Here is a 22,434-nt window from a genome sequence, read left to right on the forward strand (position 1 = left end):
TCGATGTGACGTATTCGACGGTTGGTCCTGGATCGGCCATGGTAAAAAAGCTGCCTCTGGCAGCTTTTTTCATGCGGGGATAGATAAGTCTCTTCGATGTATCGGGAGGTTCCATGATTGACGCCCACTGTCACCTGTCTCGCGACGCGTTTGACGATGACGCCCACGCCGTTCATGCGCGCGCGCTGCATGCAGGTGTTACAGGCATGATCGACGCCGGTACGACGGCCAAGCGCTTCAAGCGCCAGCTCGAACTGGCCGATGCCTTGCCTGGGTTGTCCTTATGTCATGGGCTGCACCCGTACTTTCTTGACGATCATGTTCTTGACGATACCCGGGGCATCGATGGACCCACACACGACGGTAAGCCTCACGATGACATCGTACGTCTTAAACAGGCGCTCGATCGTGGGGAGCGTCGTGTAGTGGGCGTGGGTGAATGCGGCCTTGATCGCCGGCTTGAGCGTTTTGACGCACAGTGGGCGCTGCTGGAGCCCCAGCTTCGTCTGGCCAAGGCGCGGTCCCTGCCGGTCGTGCTTCACTGTGTCGGCATGAACGATGAGCTTTCCAAGCGGTTGAAGCAGCTGGATCTGCCGGCACGCGGGCTTGTACATGCCTTCAGCGGAAGCTGGCAGCAGGCCGTGCGATTTTTGGATCTGGGGTACGTGCTGGGCGTGGGCGGGGCAATGACTCATGACGGCGCGCACCGGCTGCACCGCATCGTCAAGGCGCTTCCCGCAGACCGCTACGTGCTTGAGACCGACAGCCCCGACATGGCGCCCCAGGGCATTACCAAGCGCAATGAGCCGGCCAATCTCGCGCGTGTTCTAAAGGCTGCAGCGGTGCTTCGCGGCGAGTGCGAGGCATCTATCGTTACGGCAACGTCCAATACAGTAAGGCGTGTATTCGGTGTTTAAGCGCCGGCGACTTTGAGCATTGAAAAAACGATGGCATAAAAAAAGCCGCCCAGTGGGCGGCTTTTCCGTACAGCGCTTGATGTGATCAGGCGCTTCGCTCACGAAGGCGTCGTTCAAACAGCGCCTCGTTTTGATCCACACCGGTCTGATAATGAACGCTGAAGCTCTGAAACGCGCGCAGGGCGTCGTCGACGTCCTGGTCATCGCGCAGTGCGAAGCTGTCGAAACCGCAGCGACGCAGGTAGTAGAGCTGATCGATCAATACGTCGCCGATCGCGCGAATGTCACCCTTGAATCCAGCGCGCTCGCGCATGAGGCGGGCCATGGTATAGCCGCGCCCATCGGTAAAGGCGGGGAAATCGATCGCGATCAAGGCGCACTCGCCAAGCGTTGCCATCAGCTCGGCATCAAGTACGGTGTCGCTCGGAAGCCAGGGGGCAAGCCCTTCGCGGTCCGTGCTCGCTTGCCACAGTGCCAGCGGTACGATGGCCGGGCGTGCCTCGGGAAGAGCCTCTTCGTCACGGCTTAGTGTCCACTCGTCTTGTTGAAGACCGTCGACGCGCAATACATCAGGCATAGACATGATCCTTGAACGGTTTGATGCCGAGTCGGCGATAGGTGTCGACAAAACGCTCTTCCGTGTCGCGTTCGCGCACGTAGACCTGCAGCACTTTCTCGATGACGGACGGCACATCCTCCCGGTAGAACGACGGGCCGAGGATCTTGCCGAGCGAGGCATCGTCAAGGCTGGAGCCACCGAGTGAGATCTGGTAATACTCCTCGCCTTTCTTGTCGACGCCCAGAATGCCGATGTTGCCGACGTGGTGGTGGCCACAGGCGTTCATGCAGCCCGAGATGTTGAGATCGAGCGGGCCAAGGTCGTAGACGAAATCCAGATCCTCGAACTTCTGCTGAATCGCCTGAGCGATCGGGATCGACTTGGCGTTGGCCAGTGAGCAGAAATCGCCCCCCGGGCAGCAGATGATGTCGGTCAGGGTGCCAACGGTTGGGCTTGCCATGTTGTTGGCATCAAGCACTTCCCACAGCGCCTCGAGCTGATCGACGGGCACATCGGAGAGCACCAGGTTCTGCTCATGAGTCACGCGCAGTTCACCGAAGCTGTATTCGTCGGCAAGCTGTGCGGCCAGGTCCATCTGATCCGCGGTAATGTCACCCGGGGCATGGGTATGATGCTTGAGCGAGAGCGTAACCGCGCAATAGCCGTTGACCTTGTGGCCCATGACGTTGTTGGTCACGAAGCGGGAAAACGCCTTGTTGTTCTGACGCGCCTGCTCAAACGCATCGATGCCGGACTGCTCGACGATGCGGCGCTCCGGCTCCGGGAAGAAGCTGCGCGCGTGATCGATGGCGTCCTGAGTGATGGTCTGGCTGCCGTTTTCAAGGTGCGCCCACTCTTCGTCGACCCGGCGACGGAATTCCTCGATACCGAGTGCCTTGACCAGAATCTTGATGCGCGCCTTGAACTTGTTGTCCCGGCGGCCGAACTGGTTGTACACCCGCACGATGGCCTCGATGTAGGTCAGCATATGCTGCCACGGGAGATCCTCGCGGATGATGCTTCCGATCATCGGCGTTCGGCCAAGGCCACCGCCGACCAGAACGCGTGCACGAACGTCGCCGTCATCGGTGTGCCAAAGATTGATGCCGATGTCGTGGACCTGAACCGCGGCGCGGTCACTGGTCGCGCCGGTCACGGCGATCTTGAACTTGCGCGGCAGGTAGGCGAATTCCGGGTGCAGGGTCGACCACTGACGGATCAGCTCGCACCACGGGCGCGGGTCCTCGATCTCGTCCTGGGCGATGCCGGCGAACTGGTCGGTGGTGGTGTTGCGCACGCAGTTGCCGCTGGTCTGGATGGCGTGCATCTGAACCTTGGCAAGCTCACCCAGGATGTCAGGCACGTCTTCAAGCTTTGGCCAGTTGAGCTGCATGTTCTGGCGCGTGGACAGGTGCCCGTAGGCGCGGTCATAGCGCCGAGTGATGTCGGAGATCGTCTTGATCTGGGTGCTCGAGAGCATGCCATAGGGAATCGCGATGCGAAGCATCGGCGCATGGCGCTGCACGTAGAGTCCGTTCTGGAGGCGAAGCGGACGAAATTCCTCTTCGCCGAGCTTGCCCGCCAGGTGGCGGTTCATCTGGTCACGGAACTGAGCCACTCGTTCTTCGACGAGGGTCTGGTCATAAGTGTCGTAGCGATACATCGTGGAGAGATGTCCTGCTGTTAGGTGGCGCTTGCCACATGAATAAGACACGTGAAGCCGGTCTGGTGCCGGACTTATCAACTCATCATGCCGGACAGGATACACGTCTTTCGACCGGCCCGGTAAACCGGGCCTAACGCCCGACGTAAAAAGCCATATCACTAAATCGGATACGTCAGGCGCTGACACTCGGCGTCAGGCGTCCGGGTCGTAGGTCAGAACGGGCGAAAGCCAGCGTTCAAGTTCGGTTATCGGCATCTGCTTGCGCTCACTCAAGGCCTCGACCTGATCCCGGCCGATCTTGCCGGTCGAGAAGTAGCGGGACTCGGGGTGAGAGAAATACCATCCGGACACCGCAGCGGCCGGCCACATCGCGAAATTTTCGGTAAGTGTCATGCCGGTACGCTCGGGCGCTTCCAGCAACGAAAACAGCGCCGTTTTCTCGGTGTGGTCGGGGCAGGCCGGGTAGCCGGGGGCCGGGCGAATGCCCTGGTATTTCTCGCCGATCAGAGCCTGATTGTCGAGGGCTTCATCAGGCACGTAGCCCCAGAATTCCTTGCGCACTCGCTCGTGAAGCCGCTCGGCGAAGGCCTCGGCCAGTCGGTCGGCAAGCGCCTTGACCATGATCGAGTTGTAATCATCGCCTGCGTCTTCATAGCGCTTGGCAAGTTCGTCGGCGCCGTGGCCGGTGGTGACGGCGAAGCCGCCGAGCCAGTCGGATTTGCCGCTGTCCTTGGGGGCAATGAAGTCCGCAAGGCTGTAGCACAGGCCGTTGGGGTTCTTGCTGTTTTGCTGGCGCACATGGGTCAGCCGCTCGATGACCTGAGTGCGGGCATCGTCGCTGTAGATTTCGATGACGTCGTCATCAACGGTATTGGCCGGCCAGAAACCGATCACGCCGCGCGCTTCGAGGTGTTTCTCCTCGATCAGCTTCTTGAGCATGGTCTGCGCGTCATCAAACAGGTTACGCGCCGCCTCGCCGACCACGGCGTCGTCGAAGATCTTGGGATACTTGCCCACCAGCTGCCAGCTCATGAAAAACGGCGTCCAGTCGATGCGCTCCACCAGCTCGTTCAGATCGTAATCATCAAACGTCATCAGCCCTTTGACGGCAGGTTCGGGCGGGGTATAGATACCCCAGTTCGGGCTGAAGCGTTTCTGGCGCGCGGTTTCATAACTGATGTCGGAGCCCTTGGGGCGGCGCTTGCTGTTGCGTTCACGCACTTTCTCGTACTCGGCGCGAATGCCTGCCACGTAGTCGGGCTTGAGCTGCGGTGACAGGAGTTTTCCGGCCACACCGACGGCGCGCGAGGCGTCACTTACGTAGATGACGGGCTCTGCGTAATTCGGCTCGATCTTGACCGCGGTATGCGCTTTCGACGTGGTCGCACCGCCAATCAAAAGCGGCAGGGTGAAGCCCTGACGAGTCATCTCCTTCGCTACATGCACCATTTCATCGAGCGAGGGCGTGATCAGCCCCGAAAGCCCGATAATGTCGGCGTTATGCTCCTTGGCCGCAGCCAGAATCTTCTCGCACGGCACCATCACGCCGAGATCGATGACCTCGTAGTTGTTGCACTGAAGTACCACGCCGACGATGTTCTTGCCGATGTCGTGCACATCACCCTTTACCGTCGCCATGATGATGCGGCCCTTGCTTTCGTCCGCGCCGTCCTTTTCCGCCTCGATGTAGGGGATCAGATACGCTACCGCCTGTTTCATGACGCGCGCCGACTTGACCACCTGCGGCAGGAACATCTTGCCGTCGCCGAACAGATCACCGACCACGTTCATGCCGTTCATCAGCGGGCCTTCGATCACCTCGATCGGACGGGGCGCATTTTGTCGGGCAAGTTCGGTGTCGTCTTCGATGTAGGCGGTGATGCCCTTGACCAGTGCGTGCTCGATCCGTTTTTCAACCGGCCAGCTTCGCCACTCCAGGTCTTCCTTCTTGGGGCCACTCGAGCCGTCGCCCCGGTACTTCTCGGCAATGTCGAGCAGGCGTTCGGTGCTGTCATCGCGCTTGTTGAGCACCACGTCCTCGACGGCGTCCTTGAGCTCTGCCGGCAGGTCGTCGTAGACCGCAAGCTGGCCTGCGTTGACGATGCCCATGGTGAGGCCAGACTTGATCGCGTAGTAAAGAAAGACCGAGTGAATCGCCTCGCGCACCGGGTTGTTGCCGCGAAACGAGAACGAGACGTTGGAAACGCCGCCGGAGATCATCGCACCGGGCAGGTTGTCCTTGATCCAGCGGCAGGTCTCGATGAAATCGACCGCGTAGTTGTTGTGCTCATCGATACCGGTGGCGATTGCGAAGATGTTGGGGTCGAAGATGATGTCTTCGGCGGGAAAGCCGATGTCATCGACCAACAGGCGGTAGGCGCGCTCGCAGATTTCGGTCTTGCGCTTGAAGGTGTCGGCCTGGCCGTCTTCATCGAAGGCCATCACGATGATGGCGGCGCCATAGCGGCGGCATTTGAGCGCCTGCTCGCGAAACTGCGCTTCGCCTTCCTTCAGTGAAATCGAGTTGACCACCGCCTTGCCCTGAACGCATTTGAGGCCGGCCTCGATGATGTCCCACTTGGAGGAGTCGATCATGATCGGCACGCGAGAGATGTCAGGCTCCGAGGCGATCAGGTTCAGAAAGCGCACCATCGCTTCCTGCGACTCCAACATGCCTTCGTCCATGTTGACGTCGATCACCTGCGCGCCGTTTTCGACCTGCTCGAGCGCGACTTCAAGCGCCGTGGTGTAATCCTCTTCCTTGATCAGGCGCTTGAACTTGGCCGAGCCGGTAACGTTGGTGCGCTCGCCAACGTTGACGAACAGGCTGTCGGCCTGAATGTTGAACGGCTCGAGCCCGGAAAGGCGGCAGGCCGGCGGCGGTGTTGGCCGCTTACGGGGGGCGAGGCCCGCCATGGCGTTGGCAATGGCGCGGATATGCCCGGGCGTGGTGCCGCAGCAGCCGCCCATGATGTTGACCAGCCCGCTCTCGCCGAACGAGCGCACGATCTCGGCCATTTCTTCGGGCGACTGATCGTACTCGCCAAATTCGTTGGGCAGGCCTGCATTGGGGTGCACGCTTACGAAAGTGTCGGCCTTGGTCGAGAGTTCTTCAAGGTAGGGGCGCAGGTCTTCGGCGCCGAGCGCGCAGTTGAGGCCAATCGAGATCGGGTTGGCGTGGCGCACCGAGTTCCAGAAGGCTTCCGTGGTCTGACCTGAAAGTGTGCGCCCCGAGGCATCGGTGATGGTGCCTGAAATCATGATCGGCACCCGGTACCCCAGGCGCTCGAACAGCACCTCGAGGGCGTAGATTGCAGCCTTGGCGTTCAGGGTATCGAAGATGGTCTCGATCAGGATCAGGTCAGAGCCGCCGTCGATCAGCGCCTCGGCGGCCTCGAGGTAATTTTCGTAAAGCTCATCGAAGGTAACGTTGCGCTTGGCCGGGTCGTTGACGTCCGGTGAGAGTGACGCGGTACGGCTTGTCGGGCCTAGAACACCTGCCACATAGCGCGGCACACCGGTTTCCACGGCAACCTCGTCACATACCTCGCGAGCGAGTCTTGCGGCCTCGTAGTTGAGCTCGACCACCAGCGATTCCATCGCGTAGTCGGACTGAGACAGCCGGGTGCTGTTGAAGGTGTTGGTTTCGACAATGTCAGCGCCGGCTTCCAGGTACAAACGGTGCAAGTGCTTGATGTCGTCGCGCTTGGACAGGGTGAGCAGGTCGTTATTGCCCTGAAGGTCGGTGGCCCAGTCTTCGAAGCGGTCTCCTCGAAAATCCGCCTCCTGAAACGCGTAGCCCTGAATCATGGTGCCCATGCCGCCATCGAGTATCAGGATGCGGTCTTCAAGCGCACGTGTCAGGTCACGGGAAGAGGTGCTAGTCGTCAACGGTGAGACTCCAGGATCTATAGGATTCATTATTACTGGATGATCGGCCAGGGCCGGCGCGGGGTAGAGTATCAGACCCGGCCTTGCCTGCGGCGGTGAAAATTACCCGATCAAAATACTCGGGAATTGTCCCTGATGCGGATCATGGCGTACCATAAAGCCAATTTCCGCATTGTATCCAGGGGATATTCATGAGCGATAGCATCGAATTTACCGATAACGCGCAGGAGTACCTGTCCGAGCTTTTGTCCAAGCAGGACGTCGAAGGCATCAGCGTCCGCGTTTTCATCACGCAACCCGGTACACCGTACGCCGAAACCTGCCTGGCGTACTGCCGTCCGGGCGAGGAAGAGCCGACTGACATCAAGCTCGAGCTCGAAAAGATCACCGTGCTTCTGGAAAAGCACAGCGAGGCGTTTCTCGAAGAAGCGGTCGTTGATTTCAACAAGGACCGCATGGGCGGCCAGCTGACGATCAAGGCGCCCAACGCCAAGATGCCGAAGGTCAGCGCCGACAGCCCGATGGAAGATCGCATCAACTACATCCTCTACAGCGAAATCAATCCGGGGCTTGCCGCGCACGGCGGTGAAGTCAAGCTGATTCAGCTGACCGAGGATAATGTGGCTGTTCTGCAGTTCGGCGGTGGGTGCCAGGGCTGCGCCGCGGTCGATGTCACGCTCAAGCAGGGGGTCGAGCGCACCATTATCGAGCGCATTCCCGAAATTACTGCCGTACGCGATGTGACCGACCACTCCGACACCACCAATGCCTACTATTAATTAGTAATTACTACTATTAGTTGGTGATGCCTGAGCCGCAGGTGCGGTTCGGCTGAATTAAAAAAAGCGCCCTTGAGGCGCTTTTTTTGTGCTCACATTACCTGTTTTGCAGCGGGCGTTTGGTTCGGTGTATAATCCAGTACGCCTCGCTGGCTGCCTCCACCCGGAATTGTACCGACACGGACTGCAGACCCGCGGGGCATTTTTGTATCCAGCATCGGCATCCCCCGCCGTGTGAGCTTCTGGTCTAGATATGAGGCCCGGGTCTAGATATAAGGCGGTAGCGTCGCCCGTGAAAGGCGCTCCTGCAGAACGCGGAGTTCGGTCTTGATACGGGCGTTTTCCCGCTCCTTTTCATCGAGCAGCTTAGTCTGGCGCTGTTCGCGCTCGCTGGTTTCACGAAGGGTCTGCTGAGCCTGCTGAGTTTTCCATTCCGCCTCGCGTGCCTTGCGCTCCTCATCCTGGGCGTTCTGGCGCATGGCTTCGAGCTGCTGATTGAGCCGGTCGATGCGCTCCTCGAGTTGATCCGTCTTGCGACGCGTCTGTTTCTCGATGTCCGTTTTTTCCTGGCGAGCAGCGTCGAGCAGTTGCATCAAGCGATTCTCCGCCGTCTCGTGACGGCTTTCTTCCTGCGCGAGCTGTTTCTTGCGCGTCTCTTCCATCTGGGCAACAACGTGCTGGTGATCTTCCTCCTGCTGAGCCCGCTCCTTGCTCAAGGCCTCGATCTGCTCATCGCGCGTATCTAGGCGCGCCTGCAGGTCATCAATGTGCTTGCGCGCCTGAGCCAACTCATGATCGCGGTGGGCGAGTGCCGTGGTCTTTTCTTCAAGCCGCGCCTGTATCTGATCGAAGCGCTCGCCGAGTGCACTGAGACGTTGCTGCGCGTCTTCGGTCATCCGCTTGGCCTGGCCTGCGTCAGTGTGGGCCTCTTCAATGCGTTCATCGGCCTGCTTTCGATAGAGCGCCAACGCCTCGAACGCCTCTTCCTGTGCCTGTTGCCACAGCCCGTTAAGGGCTTCTTGAAGGCGGTCGGGCGGTGACTGGGGCAGCGGCTGATCCCGGTTTTCGGTGCGCCGTGTCCGCCACTCCCGAAGGTGGTCACTGATGGTGGTGAAGCTCCCGGTGCCAAGCGTTTCACGAATTCGCTGAACGCTTGGCGACTCGCCGCGTTGCAGCAGTGCCTCAATGGCGCGCTGCACATCGTCATAGCTGATCCCTGCTCGAGCCATGGTGAGTAACTCCCTGATCCCTGCGTTGTCATTTATGCCTGCTTTATACGCCGAGAATAGCCGAGGTTTGTCGTAAAATAAAGGTTATTACGTATTACGTAATACGTAAAATACACTACGAAGTGCAATTAAAATTCAAGATTACGCGTCTTATCTTGAGTTTATTGGGCTAAGTGGCGTAGTGTGGGTCTCAGAGATAAAGCGGGGCAAAAGCGCCCTGAAAGAGCGCGTTAGAGGAGAGGGCGTGGGCGATAAGACCTTTGCACCGCTTGAGGTGAGTAACGAGCAGGCGCTGATGGCTGGCGAAAGGGGTGCCGGTACGGAGGAGTCAGGGCTTGTCGAGGCCAACAACGACCGGGAAGCCGTGCTTCAGTGGCTGCTCGAGTACCGCCAAAGCCCGAAAACCCTGCGTCATTATCGCAAGGAGGCCGAGCGCTTTGTGCTGTGGCTTGAAGCGCAGGCGCTGACACTTAATAGCCTCAAGCGGTCGCACATCGATGCGTTCGATCGATTTCTGGAAGATCCGCAGCCGGCCTCGGTGTGGGTTGGGCCGACTCGCCCGCGTCATCATCCAACGTGGCGCCCGTTTCGAGGTGGGTTATCGCCTGCGAGCCGGCGTCAGGCGCTGGTGATCCTACAAAGCTTGATGAGCTGGCTTCAGCAGGGCGGCTGGGTTCGCCACAATCCGTTTTCATTGATTCGAGACCGAGCGCGCCGATTCAACAACAGCGCGCGCCCGGTGGAGCGTTACTTCGAACGCGATCAGTGGGCTCAGATTTGGGCGCGGCTGAACCGGCCGCACGCAGAGCAAGGCGCTTCACGCGAGCGCTTCGAGGCGCAGCGCCTGCGGTTCATGTTCGGGTTTGCCTACCTGTTGGCGCCGCGCATCAGCGAGATGAGCCAAGCACGCATGAACGATTTTTTTCTGCATGAAGGGCAGTGGTGGTGGCAGGTGGTGGGAAAGGGCGATAAGTGGGCACGCCTGCCGGTCCCCGCCGATATGATGGCGCTACTTGGGCAGTGGCGTGAAGCACTTGAATTGCCGCCGGAACCTGGCCCGATGGAGGATGCGCCGGTGCTGCGCGCACTGGATGGCAAGCGAGGGCTCAGTGACAATCAGCTCTACCGATTATTCAAGCAGACCTACGCAGCCCTTGCCGATGAACTCGACGCATCAACCTCAGATGAGCAGCGCCTCGTACAGCGGCTTCGAGCCGCCACACCACACTGGTTGCGCCATACGTCGCTGACGCATCAGGCGCAGGCCGGCATCGAGCTTAGATACCTCGCTCTGAACGCGCGCCACGCGCGTCTTGAAACCACGGCGCGCTATCTCCACGCCGAGAGCGATGAGTGGCAGCAGCAGCAGAGCCGCCATGGTCTGGCAACGGACGCACCGTGATTCCGAGTGACACGCTCGTCGAGTTTGCCAACGCCCGTTATAATGCTCGTTACGCGACCAAGGAGATGTCATGAGTACGAGTGATGCGCAGCAGGAACTTATCGATGAGTTCGAGATTTTCGACAACTGGATGGATCGATACCAGTATCTGATCGACATGGGCAAGGCGCTGCCCGAATTTCCCGACGCGCTTAAAACAAGCGACACTCGAATCGAGGGCTGCCAATCCCAGGTCTGGATTCACGAGCAGCTGGAAGAAGGGCGGCTGCATTTTCAGGCCACCTCCGACGCCGCTATCGTTTCCGGCCTGATCGCGGTATTGATGCGGATCTACAACGATCGAACGCCGGCTGAAATCATGACAACCTCAACGGAATTCCTGCAGGCGCTCGGATTGGATAAACACCTGTCTCCCACGCGCAGCAATGGCCTGCATGCGATGCTTGACCACATCTACCAAAGTGCGCGCGTGCACCAATAACCCAGGCGTTCAGTGCCGGTGAGTGCTATCGCGCTCACCGCTTGGGGGCGGCACCGGATCGATGCCGCCCTCATGCCAGGGGTGGCATTTTGACAGCCGCTTCAAGGCCATCCAGCCGCCCTTGAACGGCCCATACTGCGAGATTGCCTCGAGCGCGTAACTCGAGCAGGTGGGGTAAAACCGACAGCTGGGCCCGGTCAGTGGGCTGATAAAAAGCTGATAGCCCCTGATCCCTTTCTTGAAGACCCAGGCCAACCCGATTTTTGCAGTGCTCCAGGCGCGTTCAGCGATCCTTTCGCTGGCCATAAAGGGTCTCCGGATCGACGTCGGGCGCGGTGGTGATCGTGCTCTCCGTTCGATCAAGCTGATGATAAAAGCAGCTTTTGCGCCCGGTGTGGCAGGCCGGTCCCAATTGATCGACCAGCAGCAGAAGGGTATCGCCGTCGCAATCAAGATGAGCGGATTTGAGCACCTGCACCTGGCCGGAAGACTCGCCCTTGCGCCAGAAGCGCTGACGCGAGCGCGACCAATAGCACACCCGGTGTTTCTCGAGCGTTTCAGTCAACGCATCGCGGTTCATCCAGGCCATCATCAGTACTTCCCGGCTATCAAATTGCTGAGCGATGGCCGGAATCAGGCCGTCGTCGTTCCAGGGAATGGCGTCCAAGAGCGTATCGGTAGTGGTTTTGGTACCGGGCGCGGACTTTTCGAGCGCGCGAAAAAGCGCGAGAGACGAGGGCATCTGACTTCCTGTAGGTGGTAATTAACTGCGCAAACGTTTTAATAGCAGGGAGAAAAAATAGCTGACGCCACAGACTAGAACAATGGTCGCCCCGGATGGCAGATCCGACACCCATGAAATGCCCATGCCGATGAACACGAACGCGCCGCCGGCGATCGAGGCAAACAGCATCATCTTGCCGAGCGAGCCGACGTGATGGCCGGCGAGCGCCGAGGGCAGGGTCAGAAGGGCAATGACCATGATCAAGCCAACCGCCTGCAACAAGATGACCACCGTGATCGCAACCAGACACAGCAGCAGCAGGTAGAGTGCCTTGGTTGGCACGCCGCGAAGGCGCGCGAATTCGTCATCGAAAATGACCGCGGTCAAGGGCTTGTGCACAAACAGTAAAAGCGCACCAATCACTGCAACGACGAGCGCTAGAAGCGGCGCAAGCCCGGACGGTGTCAGCAGAAGGTTGCCGAACAGATAGCTGGTCAGGTTGGTTGCGTAGCCGGGTGTCTGGCTGATGAACAAGACGCCGGTGGCCATGCCAACGGCCCAGAACGCGCTGATGAGGGTATCTTCGTGATCGGCCTGATTAAGGCTGATGACCCCGATGATCAAGGCGGCGATGATCGCGCAGATAAAGGCGCCAAGAATCGGTGAGGCGCCAAGAAAGTAGGCGATGCCCATGCCCGCAAGCACGGTGTGCGCGATGCCGCCACCAAGGTAGCCGATACGCTTGACCACGACATACGGCCCGACAAGCCCGCCGGCGACGGCCGCAAGCAGTCCAACGATCAGGGCGTTCAAGAGAAACGACTGGTGCGCGAGGGCGTAGAAGAAATCTTGCAGAGCCAAGATGATACCCATCAGTGGTGGTGGTGAACCATTTGTACCTGTTCACCGTAGAGCTGGTTGATTGTATCGGCTGTCACGGCCTCGGTTGGATGCATGATCAGCTGTTTATTGAGACACGCGACCCGATCGACGTAGTCACTGATAAAGCCCAGATCGTGCGAGATGACCATGACGGTCATTTCACGCTTGAGCTCGCTGAACAACTCGAAAAGCGTTGTTTCGCCATCCCGGTCGACGCTTGCCGTCGGCTCATCGAGCAGGAGAATTCGGGGCTCTGCGGCAAGTGCCCGGGCAATCAATACCCGTTGCAGCTGCCCGCCGGACAGGGCATCCACCGGTTTATGGCGCAGGTGATCGATGCCAAGTCGCTTAAGCGTGGGCGTGATCGAGTCGCGGTCGCGCCGCCGCCAGGGCAGCAGCATGCGCCCGCGCTTCAAGCGTCCCATCAACACGACATCTTCAACACTGATCGGAAAGGCGCGGGCAAATCGAGCGAACTGAGGCACATACCCAAGCTGGCTCGCCGCTTTTCGAGGCGAGGTGCCAAGCACCTGTACCTGGCCGCTCTGTGGCGGCAGCAAGCCCAGAATCAGTCGAAGCAGTGTGCTTTTACCGCCGCCGTTGGGGCCAATCAGCCCCAGAAATTCGTGGGGCTGCACATCGAGGCTGACATTTTTCAGGACATGCTCGGTACCAAACGCAAAGGAGACCTGGTCGAGCGAGATAACGGGTTGGCTCATCGATTATCCGTCTTGATTCGAAAAGCCGCGCGTCAAGGCATCGGCAATGTGTTCGAGATTGCTCAGATAGTCCGGGCTCAACGGGTCGATCGCGACCACCGTGCCATCGATTTCATCGGCAAGCCGTGACGCAATGCGCGTAGAGAACTGCTTTTGAATGAAAATGGTATGGATGTTCTGGTCGTGTGCGGTCTTGATCAGTGCGTTGAGTGCCTGAGGCGTGGGCTCACGGCCGTTAAGCTCGATGGGAAGCTGGTTGAGCCCGAACCGGTCGCCGAAATACCCGAACGCCGGGTGGTAGACCATAAAGCTTTGCCCCTTGTATGGCGCAAGCTCGCGCTCAATCGAGCCCGTGGTGTTTTCGATCTTCTGGATCAGGGCCTGTTCGCGCGCCTCGATGGCCTCAGCCTGGTCGGGCAGGGCATCGCTCAGGGCATCCGCAGCGGTTTGTGCCATGACGACCATGTTGTCGGGGTCAAGCCAGACGTGGGGGTCCGGTTGCCCCTCGTGATGGCTGTGGCCTGTCTGATGATCGCCATGATGAGCATGTTCATGCGCGTCATGCCCGTGGCTTTCGTGGTCATGAGCGCCATGTGCATCAGCGCCGCTTGCAGGCTCGGCGTGGGCTTCGATGGCGCGCTTTTTAAGGCCTTGATCGAGATGAACAACCTTCATCTCAGGCGCGCGCTGCTCGAAGCGCTCAAGCCAGGCCTTCTCGAACGGGACGCCGATAGCGAAGTAAAGCGTTGACTGTGTAAGCGTTGAGAGTTGGCGAGGTGAGGGGGAAAAGTCCTCGGGCTCTTTGCCTTCCTCAACCAGCGTCTGAACCTCGACCGAATCGCCGCCGAGCTGCTCGATCAGCCATTTTTCGGGCAATATACTGGTCGACACCTGAAGCGGTGCGGCCATGACGGGCAAGGACGTAACAAAAAGGGCAGTGCTTACGGCAAGGGCTTTAACATTCATGCGGGCGATCCGGTAAGAGTGGCTGACGATGCGTGCGCAAATGTTATACTATAACATTGTCGGTCAGTACAATGCGCCGTCAGTGGCATTGACGACACAGACCCAGCAGCTCAATGGTCTGCCGCCGAATTGAAAACCCGTATTCGGACGCGACGCCATCAAGATGTTCAGACATGCGCTCGTCGTGAAGTTCCTCGACGTTGCCGCATTCCTGGCAGATCATCAGCTGAAACCCGCGCTTGTGATCGGGGCAGGGGCACGCCACATAGGCGTTCAGGGATTCGATGCGGTGAATAAGCCCGAGTTCCAGCAGAAAATCCAGCGCACGGTACACCGTGGGCGGTCGGGCCGAGGCATGTTCCTTTGCAAGCAAATCGAGAATGTCGTAGGCCTTGACGCCTGAATCCGAGCCTGCAATCAATTCAAATACGCGCTTTCTGATCGCGGTGAAACGAACGCCCTGGTCCGCACAGCGATGCTCGGCCGCGGTCAGCATGTCCTTCAATGAATGAGCATGAGTCATTAAATAAAGCCACCGGTAGATCGGGAAGAAAAACGACGGGTGATAACATAACATCTCTCATGCCGTCAGCACACGCTATGCTCTGCACGTTGTCGGCTTCATGTCCAATCGGAAACCCTGGCGTCCCTGGCTTCATCGTTTGCCGCGATGCGCTGCCTGACGCGTTCATGGTGTTCATTGACCGTCTTTGAGCCAAATTGTTCATGTGCACGGTGGTGATCCATACGCCAGCCGGTATTGACGGTTGACCGGGGCGCGCATCGATAATGCGCGCATTCACTGTGTGGCGGCGCAGGCGCATGCCAAGCGATGTGTGGCCCACGACGCGCTCATCATTTACTTATCAAGGCGTTTAAATGAAGTCACTCGTTCGAGTCTATCTCGACTCCTCTGGCTGAGCCCAATCTGCTGGGCATCATCTTTACCGCCTTTGTGTTTGGCATCGCGTTATTCAAGCTGCGCCAGTCCGGGGCGTCCACCCAAAGCGGCGCTTCGCGTACTGAAGAAGCTAACGTAACAACCCAGAGTGTGCTTGCGGAAAAGCTTTATACCGTGATCGAGGGGCTGAACGCGGTAACGATGAAGGTGATGGCGGGGGTGCTGCATGTCGTCCCCATTGGCGTGTTTGCCATTGTGACCGGTACGGTCGCCAGGCAGGGATTTGGCACGATTCTTTCCCTTGGCAACATGGTGCTGGTGCTCTATTTGGCATTGGCCGTGCATCTGGTGTTTTATTGCCTGCTGATGAAAGGGTTCGGGGTGCGACTTGGGGCGTTTTTTCGCGAGGCGCGTACGCCCATGGCAACCGCGTTCGCCACCCAGAGCAGCAGCGGCGTACTGCCATTAACGCTGAACGCGGCGCAGCGCCTTAAGCTGCCACGGAGCCTTTACGCGTTCAGTCTGCCTCTTGGGGCAACCGTTAACATGGACGGCGCTGCGATTCGGATTGCAATCTCGGCGGTTTTTGCAGCCAACGTGGCAGGCATTTCACTTGATCTCACCAGCATGCTCGAGATCGTTCTGATCGGCACGCTTACCTCTATCGGCACCGCCGGAGTCCCGGGGGCTGGAATCGTGATGATCGCCACGGTTTTTGCACAAGTTGGCTTGCCGATCGAGACGGTGGCGCTTTTGACGTCAATCGATGCGCTGGTTGGCATGGGTTGTACCGCGCTTAATGTCACCGGCGATTTGACCGGAAGCGCGATCATCGCGCGCACCGAAGCTCAAACCGACGACGAGGCTTATACGGCGAATTCGACGTCGTAAGTTTTGAGCACTGTGGCGTCGTCACTGGAAAAACGCACTAGTGACGACGCCACTTGAACCGTAACGGTTAATAGAGTCACGTTGAGCTGAATTAACCGTCGGACTGGATTGACTGACGAATCCAGCGCGAGTTGAGCAGGGCGCACTGATCATGAATCTGGAGGAGCAACCAGCCTAGGTAGATACCTAGAGAATCGGATATGTGTTAGATGCTTCTCAATATATAATTTAACATAATATATATTATGCGAAGTTAACAGGCAGCCATGTTCTGTGCCGAATCGCTTGTTACCTGCGCGTTTGGCGCGGTTCGGTCAAATGCCTGGCAGTGAACTGTGGCAATGAAATCGGGTCATGGTAAGGTCGAGAGGAATTTTCTGGAGGAAAATGAACATGCGCTACCTCATGCGAATGGCGCTATGTGTTGGATTGAGTTTCAGTGCACATACCGTTTTCGCGTCATGCGATACGACCATCGATATGATTGCCGGCAAGATTCACGAGAACGGCGTGCCCTATAATCAGTTCAGTCTGCATGCCATTCCGGCCGCTCAGGCTGAAAACGCAGAAGGCACCATTGTCGGACGCTGCGGCAATAACCGGCTTCGTATCCTCTATACACGCCATGCCCCGAAAGCTCAGGCCGAACATGGGCCCGAGTCCGAAAGCGCCATCGAAGCGCAAAAGGAAGATGCATCACGCCCGGATGCACACTCGTCGAACGCACCGGCGACGACCGAACCCTCGGCGTCAGCGCCTGACGATACTTCCGAGTCATCGGCTCGTCAGCATGGCACTTACAAGGCCGCGCCTTCCGAAGACGCCGGGCAACGATCGGATGATCTGACTCGGCATAAAAATACGGCGTCGACGTCCAGTGTGCCCAAAGACAAGGACATTTTCGAAGATGGCAAGGATGGCACGCCCTGGTATCTCAAATAAGCCGTCGTTGGATGCAGTGGATCGACAAAAGAAAACCCGCCAAATCGGCGGGTTTTCTTTTCTATTCCGGAAGTATTTCAAGCCCGGTTTTTGCAGACAGCCGATCTAGGCGTCGGGCGCGGCGTAGGAGCCATCGTCTCTGTGAATTTCACGACCGGTCAGCGGCGGATTGAACACGCACGCGACCGTCATGCCCTGCTCCTTGCCTCTGAGCCAATGCTCATCGTGTTGATCCAAGAGGTACATGTCGCCTGCCTTTATGGTGTATTTCTTGCCATCGGCAATGGTTTCGACCTCGCCCTCGCCTTCATAACAAAACACGGCTTCAATGTGATTCTTGTAGTGAATGTGGGTTTCGGTCCCCGGATAAATTCGGGTGATGTTGAATGAAAACCCACAGTTATCGTCGGCAAGCATCAGGCGTGTGCTGTCCCAGTTGCCGTTTTCCGCTTCAACGAACCGTTCTGAATTGCGGCATTGTTCCAGGTTTCTAACAATCACGAAGTACCCTCCAGGTCGTGGCGCTCAAGCGCCGTCGATGTCGAAAAAAGCGTCAACCATGTTGCTGGCGTTTATCGATTGCCGACGCTATCGGTTTATGCAGCCAGGGCGTCCTTGACACTGTCTTCAAGAATATCGAGCGCCTTTTCGAGCTCATCCCCCGTGATCGTCAGCGAACACAGACATTTAATGACGTTGCCGTCGTGACCACAGGTTTCAATAATCAGCCCTTTCTTGAACGCACGCTTGGTGATCTTGTCGGCCATTTCACCGGTTTTCACATCGAGTCCTCGCATCAGTCCACGCCCACGTTCACTGGCTGAATGCCCGTGGTCGCTGATCAGGCTGGCGAGTTCCTGATAGCGCGTCTTGACGATTTCACCCTTGCGCTGGATGTCCTTTTCAAAGGTGTCGTCTGACCAGTATTTCTTGAGCGCTGCCGTCGCCGTCACCATGGCGAAGTTGAAACCACGGAAGGTGCCGTTGTATTCGCCGGCCTTCCAGACATCCAGATCGCGTCGCATCAGAACCATGGCAAACGGCAGGCCGAAGCCCGAGATCGACTTTGAATTGGTGATGATGTCTGGCTTGATGTCAGCGTGCTCAAAGCTGAAGAACTTGCCGGTACGACCGCAGCCTGCCTGGATGTCATCAACAATCATCAGGATGTCATGCGCTTTACATAGGTGCTCGAGTCGCTGCATCCATTCGATCGAGGCCACGTTGATGCCGCCCTCGCCCTGTACTGTCTCGAAAAAGACCGCCGCGGGCTTGTCCAGGCCGCTCGATGAATCGGTCAGGGCCTTTTCGAGGTAGTCCAGCGTGTCCACGCCCTCACCCAGATAGCCGTCATAAGGCATGAACTGGGCACCGATTGCCGGAAGTTCGGCGGCCTGACGGAATTTCGCGTTCCCGGTGGTTGCAAGCGCGCCCATGGTGACACCGTGGAAGCCATTGGTGAACGTGATGATGTTCTTGCGGCCCGTGGCGTGGCGTGCAAGCCGGATGGCCGCCTCGACCGCGTTGGTGCCGGTAGGCCCCGGCAGCTGAATCTTGTAATCCAGGCCGCGCGGTTTGAGCAGCACCTCTTCGACCGTTTTGAAGAACTGGTATTTGGCATCGGTCCACATGTCCAGCCCATGCACGATACCGCCGGACTGAATATAGTCGATCAAGGCCTTTTGGAGATCCGATTCGTTATGACCGTAATTCAGGGTGCCAGCTCCTGCCAGGAAATCCAGATACTCATTGCCATCAGCGTCCCAGATTCTGGCGCCTTGGGCCTTGTCGAAAATGACCGGGAATGAACGAGAATAGGTACGAACGTTCGATTCGATATTTTCGAGATACTGTGTATCCATAGCGATATAAGCTCCTGAAAGTGATTCACGAAATAAGATCGATCTATGCGAAATGCTTCCTGTGACGGACGACTCAGATGCCACTTGGGGCGAAGGGCCCAATGCGCACCAGATTTTCCGGGTCGTGCTCGCCCCCCAACTGCTCTTCCGAGAAATACTCGCGGCTGTTAAGCGGAGCATGCCAGCGGCGGGCCAGCTTCTTGAAAAGCCCCCACGAGGCGTCATTGTCGGGGGTGATCGTTGTTTCCAGATGATGCACGCCTTCCTGACTCGGACGCTTGAGCACGGTCTCGATCAGTGTCGGGGCAAGCCCTGTGCCGCGGGCCTTGGCGCCTACGGCAACCTGCCATAGAAAGAAGGTGTCGGGGGCATTGCTTTTAACGTAGCCGGACACGAACCCAACGATTTCACCGTCTTCTGTTGTCGCCACGGCGCAGGTGTCACGAAACTGTGTGGCCAACAGGAGGTATGCGTACGCTGAATTCACATCCAGCGGCGGGCAGGACTTGATCAATTCATAGATGGCCCAGCCGTCATCGGTTCCGGGTGAGCGTATGAGAAGTGGGGTTTTTCCTTCGATGATCGTTTCCGCACCGCCCTGTCGATTCAGGTCGCGTGATGAGGTAAAGGTCTGTTGTGATGTGTCCATGCCATTCGTCGTAGATGAGGGGTTAAGCGATAATCATAACAACGAGTTATCGGCTTATCAAATATATTATTTATAGAATGTCTTTTTTTCCATAAAATAAAATTATCCATTGTGCCGGTTTTTCGTGTACCCCTAAGGTCTATCCATAAAAAAACGCCGCATAAGCGGCGTTTTTTGTAGCGTAACGAGTGCTCAGTGACGCGTGACGGAACGCATGGTCACGAATTCCTCGGCGCTGGTCGGGTGAATTCCGACGGTTGCGTCGAAATCGGTCTTGGTCAGCCCCGCTCGCACGGCAATGGCCATGCCCTGAATCAACTCTCCGGCTTCATCACCGACCATATGAACACCCAACACCTTGTCGGAGGCGTCATCGACGATCAGCTTCATGAAGCAGCGTTCATCACTCCCGGAGAGTGTGTGTTTCATCGGTTTGAAGTCGGCGGTGTAGATCCGGATCTTGTCAAAGCGCTCGCGGGCGCTCTCTTCACTCAAGCCTACCGTACCGATGTTGGGGTGGCAGAATACGGCAGTCGCCACCTTGTCGAGCTCAAGTGCCGGTAGCGTTCGTTCATCGCTGAAATGCCACTCGACCAGACGCATGGCCTCTTCAAGTGCCACCGGCGTCAGCTCCGGCCCTTCGATCAAATCACCAAGGGCCAGAATTGACGGCGTTGCGGTCTGATAGTGCTCATCAACGTCAATCTTGCCCGAGGATGTCATATCGATATGGACGTTATCGAGCCCGAGCCCGTCGAGATTGGGTTTACGGCCGGTGGCGCCAAGCACCGCATCCACCGTGATCACACCGCCTGTGGTCAGCGTGACGTCAAGTTCCTGACCGCGTGCATCGATGCGTTCGATGTTGGTCTGAAAATGAAGGTTGACGCCCTTCTTGGCCATTTCATCGCGCGTGAATTCACGCACTTCATTATCAAAGCCGCGCAAAAAGAGCTCGCCTCGATAAACCAGATGCGTCTCTGCGCCGAGTCCATTGAAGATGCTGGCGAACTCGACGGCGATGTACCCCCCGCCCAACACCAGAAAGCGCTTCGGGAACGATTCGAGGTCAAACACTTCGTTGGAATTGACCACGTGCTCCTTGCCCGGAAACTCCGGTACCCATGGCCAGCCACCGGTTGCCAGCAAAATCTTTTTCGCCGTGTGGCGCGTGCCATTGACCTCGACCTCATTGGGTCCGACGACGGTTGCTCGGCCATCGATCAACGTGACGTCGGAGTTATCGAGCAGTTTGCCGTAAATGCCGTTCAGCCGCTCGATCTCGCGGGTCTTGTTATCGCGCAGCGTCGCCCAATCAAATCGTGGCGCGTCATCGATGCTCCAGCCATAGCCTTTGCTATTTTTGAAGTCGCTCTGAAAATGCGCGGCGTAGGAATATAATTTCTTGGGCACACAGCCTACATTGACGCAGGTGCCACCGAGGTAGCGGTCTTCGGCCACGGCAACGCGGGCGCCCTTTGAGGCTGCCGTACGCGCGGCGCGTACACCGCCGGAACCGGCACCGATAACAAACAGGTCGTACTCAAAACTGGACACTAATAAAGCTCCCGGATGGATAGTGATGTAGTCACGGATCAACTACAGACGTTCGATTTGGGGGTCATTATACTAGCTGTGTAATTCACTCAAGACGTATTAAGGGCTAAAACCGATGAGCAAAAGCATTTCTCCTGATATTCAGAAGCTATTGGAACAAAATAGAAAATGGTCAGAGGAGATGCAGACGCAGGACCCTGCCTTTTTCGAACGCCTGTCCAAGCAGCAAACCCCCAAGTTTCTCTGGATAGGCTGCAGTGACAGCCGGGTGCCGGCCAACCAGATCATCGACCTTCCGCCGGGGGAAGTATTTGTCCACCGAAACGTGGCCAACATTCTTCACCACAACGACATGAACGCCCTGTCCGTGATCCAGTACGCGGTCGATGTGCTGGGCGTCGAGCACATCATGATTGTCGGTCACTACGGTTGTGGGGGTGTCCGAGCGGCGCTGGACGGGGACGAATGCGGCATTGTCGATTATTGGCTGCACTCGCTAAGACAGCTCAGTGCCATGCACCGAAGCGAACTGTCACCGCTTTCGATCGAACAGCAGGCCGATCGTCTGTGTGAACTCAACGTCATGGCACAGGTCAGCAACCTGTGTTCGACCAAGATCATTCAGCGCGCGTGGGCACGCGGTCAGAACCTGTCGATTCATGGTTGGTGCTACAGCCTGAGTAATGGCCAGGTCAAGGATCTCGAATGCTCACAAGATAGGCTCGATGAGATCGACCAGCTTTACCGGTTCGACTTCATCAAGCCCGTGGGGACTGCCTGAGCTTCACGCTCAGGCAATCGGGCAACTGACGCCGGTGCCCTTGAGGCCGCAATACCCCGCTGGATTCTTGCTCAAGTACTGCTGATGATCCGTTTCAGCAAAGTAGAACGTCTCCAGCGGTTTTATTTCGGTGGTTACCTTGCCTACCCCCGCCTGATCCAGCGCCCGTTCATACTCCAAGGCGCTGGCCTTTATTTTTTCCAGCTGATGCGCGTCGGTGTAATAAATGACCGACCGGTACTGGGTGCCGACGTCATTTCCCTGACGCATGCCCTGTGTTGGGTCGTGAGACTCCCAGAAAATGCGCAGAAGCTCGGGCAGACCGATAACGGTCGGATCAAACACCACACGCACCACTTCCGCGTGGCCGGTTCGCCCTGAACACACCTCCTTGTAGGTAGGATTTGGGGTCAGGCCGCCGGCGTAACCGACCGCCGTGACCCACACGCCAGGCGTTTGCCAGAACAGCCGCTCGGCTCCCCAGAAACAGCCAAGGCCCAGCACGATCTCTTCATGGCCGCTTGGATACGGTGGAACGATCGAGCGCTCGTTGACGTGATGCTCGGTAACCACCGGCATGGACGTATCCCGGCCGGGTAAGGCCGTTTCGGCGGTCGGCATGGTCGATAGACCCAT

21 protein-coding genes and 1 pseudogene are annotated in these 22,434 nt (G+C 57.8%); 7 read left to right on the forward strand and 15 right to left on the reverse strand.

Annotated features, from left to right (window positions below; genetic code table 11):
* Window positions 1–113 precede the first annotated feature (113 nt).
* A complete protein-coding gene (locus NAT23_RS02255) occupies window positions 114–917 on the forward strand; it encodes a TatD family hydrolase (protein WP_251925077.1) in 804 nt (267 codons plus the stop codon).
* A gap of 85 nt (window positions 918–1,002) precedes the next feature.
* Here NAT23_RS02255 and NAT23_RS02260 read toward each other — a convergent pair whose 3' ends face one another.
* From NAT23_RS02260 to metH, 3 genes are all read right to left on the reverse strand, one after another.
* Window positions 1,003–1,494, reverse strand: a complete 492-nt coding sequence (locus NAT23_RS02260; protein ID WP_251925080.1) for a DUF934 domain-containing protein — start codon at window positions 1,492–1,494, stop codon at window positions 1,003–1,005.
* Entirely contained in the window at window positions 1,487–3,139 is a 1,653-nt protein-coding gene (locus NAT23_RS02265; protein ID WP_251925082.1) for a nitrite/sulfite reductase, read from the reverse strand. The genes NAT23_RS02260 and NAT23_RS02265 overlap by 8 nt, the downstream gene beginning before the upstream one ends.
* A 195-nt stretch (window positions 3,140–3,334) precedes the next feature.
* On the reverse strand, window positions 3,335–7,063 hold the full coding sequence (gene metH / locus NAT23_RS02270; protein WP_251925084.1) for a methionine synthase: 3,729 nt from the start codon (window positions 7,061–7,063) through the stop codon (window positions 3,335–3,337).
* 161 nt (window positions 7,064–7,224) lie between these two features.
* On the opposite strand from metH, the gene nfuA reads away from it, so the two are divergent.
* The gene (gene nfuA, locus NAT23_RS02275) at window positions 7,225–7,812 is read left to right on the forward strand and encodes a Fe-S biogenesis protein NfuA (RefSeq protein WP_251925086.1); all 588 of its coding nucleotides are present in this window, start codon (window positions 7,225–7,227) and stop codon (window positions 7,810–7,812) included.
* A 266-nt stretch (window positions 7,813–8,078) separates the two neighbouring features.
* Here the strand turns inward: nfuA and NAT23_RS02280 are convergent, their stop codons facing one another.
* On the reverse strand, window positions 8,079–9,041 hold the full coding sequence (locus tag NAT23_RS02280) for a DNA-binding protein (protein ID WP_251925088.1): 963 nt from the start codon (window positions 9,039–9,041) through the stop codon (window positions 8,079–8,081).
* A gap of 244 nt (window positions 9,042–9,285) precedes the next feature.
* Here NAT23_RS02280 and NAT23_RS02285 point away from each other — a divergent pair, with 244 nt between their 5' ends.
* Window positions 9,286–10,443 (forward strand): tyrosine-type recombinase/integrase, encoded by a 1,158-nt coding sequence (locus NAT23_RS02285; protein ID WP_251925090.1) that lies wholly within the window; start codon window positions 9,286–9,288, stop codon window positions 10,441–10,443.
* Window positions 10,444–10,513: 70 nt separating this feature from the next.
* Window positions 10,514–10,924, forward strand: a complete 411-nt coding sequence (locus tag NAT23_RS02290; RefSeq protein ID WP_251925092.1) for a SufE family protein — start codon at window positions 10,514–10,516, stop codon at window positions 10,922–10,924.
* 9 nt (window positions 10,925–10,933) lie between these two features.
* Here the strand turns inward: NAT23_RS02290 and yidD are convergent, their stop codons facing one another.
* The 6 genes from yidD to NAT23_RS02320 form a co-directional block, all read right to left on the reverse strand.
* Window positions 10,934–11,230 (reverse strand): membrane protein insertion efficiency factor YidD, encoded by a 297-nt coding sequence (gene yidD / locus NAT23_RS02295; protein ID WP_251925094.1) that lies wholly within the window; start codon window positions 11,228–11,230, stop codon window positions 10,934–10,936.
* Window positions 11,208–11,666 (reverse strand): phosphoribosyl-AMP cyclohydrolase, encoded by a 459-nt coding sequence (hisI, locus tag NAT23_RS02300; protein ID WP_251925096.1) that lies wholly within the window; start codon window positions 11,664–11,666, stop codon window positions 11,208–11,210. Before hisI ends, yidD begins: the two co-directional genes overlap by 23 nt.
* Window positions 11,667–11,687: 21 nt before the next feature.
* Window positions 11,688–12,509 (reverse strand): metal ABC transporter permease, encoded by an 822-nt coding sequence (locus tag NAT23_RS02305; protein ID WP_251925098.1) that lies wholly within the window; start codon window positions 12,507–12,509, stop codon window positions 11,688–11,690.
* An 11-nt stretch (window positions 12,510–12,520) separates the two neighbouring features.
* Window positions 12,521–13,249 carry a metal ABC transporter ATP-binding protein gene (locus NAT23_RS02310; RefSeq protein ID WP_251925100.1) on the reverse strand — a complete coding sequence of 243 codons (729 nt, stop codon included), beginning with the start codon at window positions 13,247–13,249 and terminating at the stop codon, window positions 12,521–12,523.
* Between the two features lie 3 nt (window positions 13,250–13,252).
* Complete coding sequence (locus NAT23_RS02315; protein WP_251925102.1) at window positions 13,253–14,215, reverse strand: metal ABC transporter solute-binding protein, Zn/Mn family; 963 nt, start codon at window positions 14,213–14,215, stop codon at window positions 13,253–13,255.
* Between the two features lie 79 nt (window positions 14,216–14,294).
* Window positions 14,295–14,738, reverse strand: a complete 444-nt coding sequence (locus tag NAT23_RS02320; RefSeq protein ID WP_251925105.1) for a transcriptional repressor — start codon at window positions 14,736–14,738, stop codon at window positions 14,295–14,297.
* A 372-nt stretch (window positions 14,739–15,110) separates the two neighbouring features.
* Between NAT23_RS02320 and NAT23_RS02325 the strand changes: the two are divergent.
* Both NAT23_RS02325 and NAT23_RS02330 read left to right on the forward strand, forming a co-directional pair.
* Window positions 15,111–16,007, forward strand: a pseudogene (locus NAT23_RS02325) (dicarboxylate/amino acid:cation symporter); the annotation flags it as partial.
* Window positions 16,008–16,400: 393 nt separating this feature from the next.
* The gene (locus tag NAT23_RS02330) at window positions 16,401–16,949 is read left to right on the forward strand and encodes a DUF1161 domain-containing protein (RefSeq protein ID WP_251925108.1); all 549 of its coding nucleotides are present in this window, start codon (window positions 16,401–16,403) and stop codon (window positions 16,947–16,949) included.
* Window positions 16,950–17,054: 105 nt separating this feature from the next.
* Here NAT23_RS02330 and NAT23_RS02335 read toward each other — a convergent pair whose 3' ends face one another.
* From NAT23_RS02335 to gorA, 4 genes are all read right to left on the reverse strand, one after another.
* Window positions 17,055–17,450, reverse strand: a complete 396-nt coding sequence (locus NAT23_RS02335; RefSeq protein WP_251590008.1) for an ectoine synthase — start codon at window positions 17,448–17,450, stop codon at window positions 17,055–17,057.
* A gap of 95 nt (window positions 17,451–17,545) precedes the next feature.
* On the reverse strand, window positions 17,546–18,811 hold the full coding sequence (gene ectB / locus NAT23_RS02340; RefSeq protein WP_251925119.1) for a diaminobutyrate--2-oxoglutarate transaminase: 1,266 nt from the start codon (window positions 18,809–18,811) through the stop codon (window positions 17,546–17,548).
* A 73-nt stretch (window positions 18,812–18,884) separates the two neighbouring features.
* Window positions 18,885–19,460, reverse strand: coding sequence for a diaminobutyrate acetyltransferase (gene ectA, locus NAT23_RS02345; protein ID WP_251925121.1), 576 nt, complete (start codon window positions 19,458–19,460; stop codon window positions 18,885–18,887).
* A 192-nt stretch (window positions 19,461–19,652) separates the two neighbouring features.
* On the reverse strand, window positions 19,653–21,017 hold the full coding sequence (gene gorA / locus NAT23_RS02350; protein WP_251925123.1) for a glutathione-disulfide reductase: 1,365 nt from the start codon (window positions 21,015–21,017) through the stop codon (window positions 19,653–19,655).
* A gap of 127 nt (window positions 21,018–21,144) precedes the next feature.
* Between gorA and can the strand changes: the two genes are divergently transcribed.
* Window positions 21,145–21,798 carry a carbonate dehydratase gene (gene can, locus NAT23_RS02355; protein ID WP_433962193.1) on the forward strand — a complete coding sequence of 218 codons (654 nt, stop codon included), beginning with the start codon at window positions 21,145–21,147 and terminating at the stop codon, window positions 21,796–21,798.
* 9 nt (window positions 21,799–21,807) lie between these two features.
* Here can and msrA read toward each other — a convergent pair whose 3' ends face one another.
* Window positions 21,808–22,434, reverse strand: coding sequence for a peptide-methionine (S)-S-oxide reductase MsrA (gene msrA / locus NAT23_RS02360; protein ID WP_251925126.1), 627 nt, complete (start codon window positions 22,432–22,434; stop codon window positions 21,808–21,810).

It is taken from the genome of Larsenimonas salina, from assembly GCF_023736155.1.
Lineage (GTDB): Bacteria > Pseudomonadota > Gammaproteobacteria > Pseudomonadales > Halomonadaceae > Larsenimonas > Larsenimonas salina.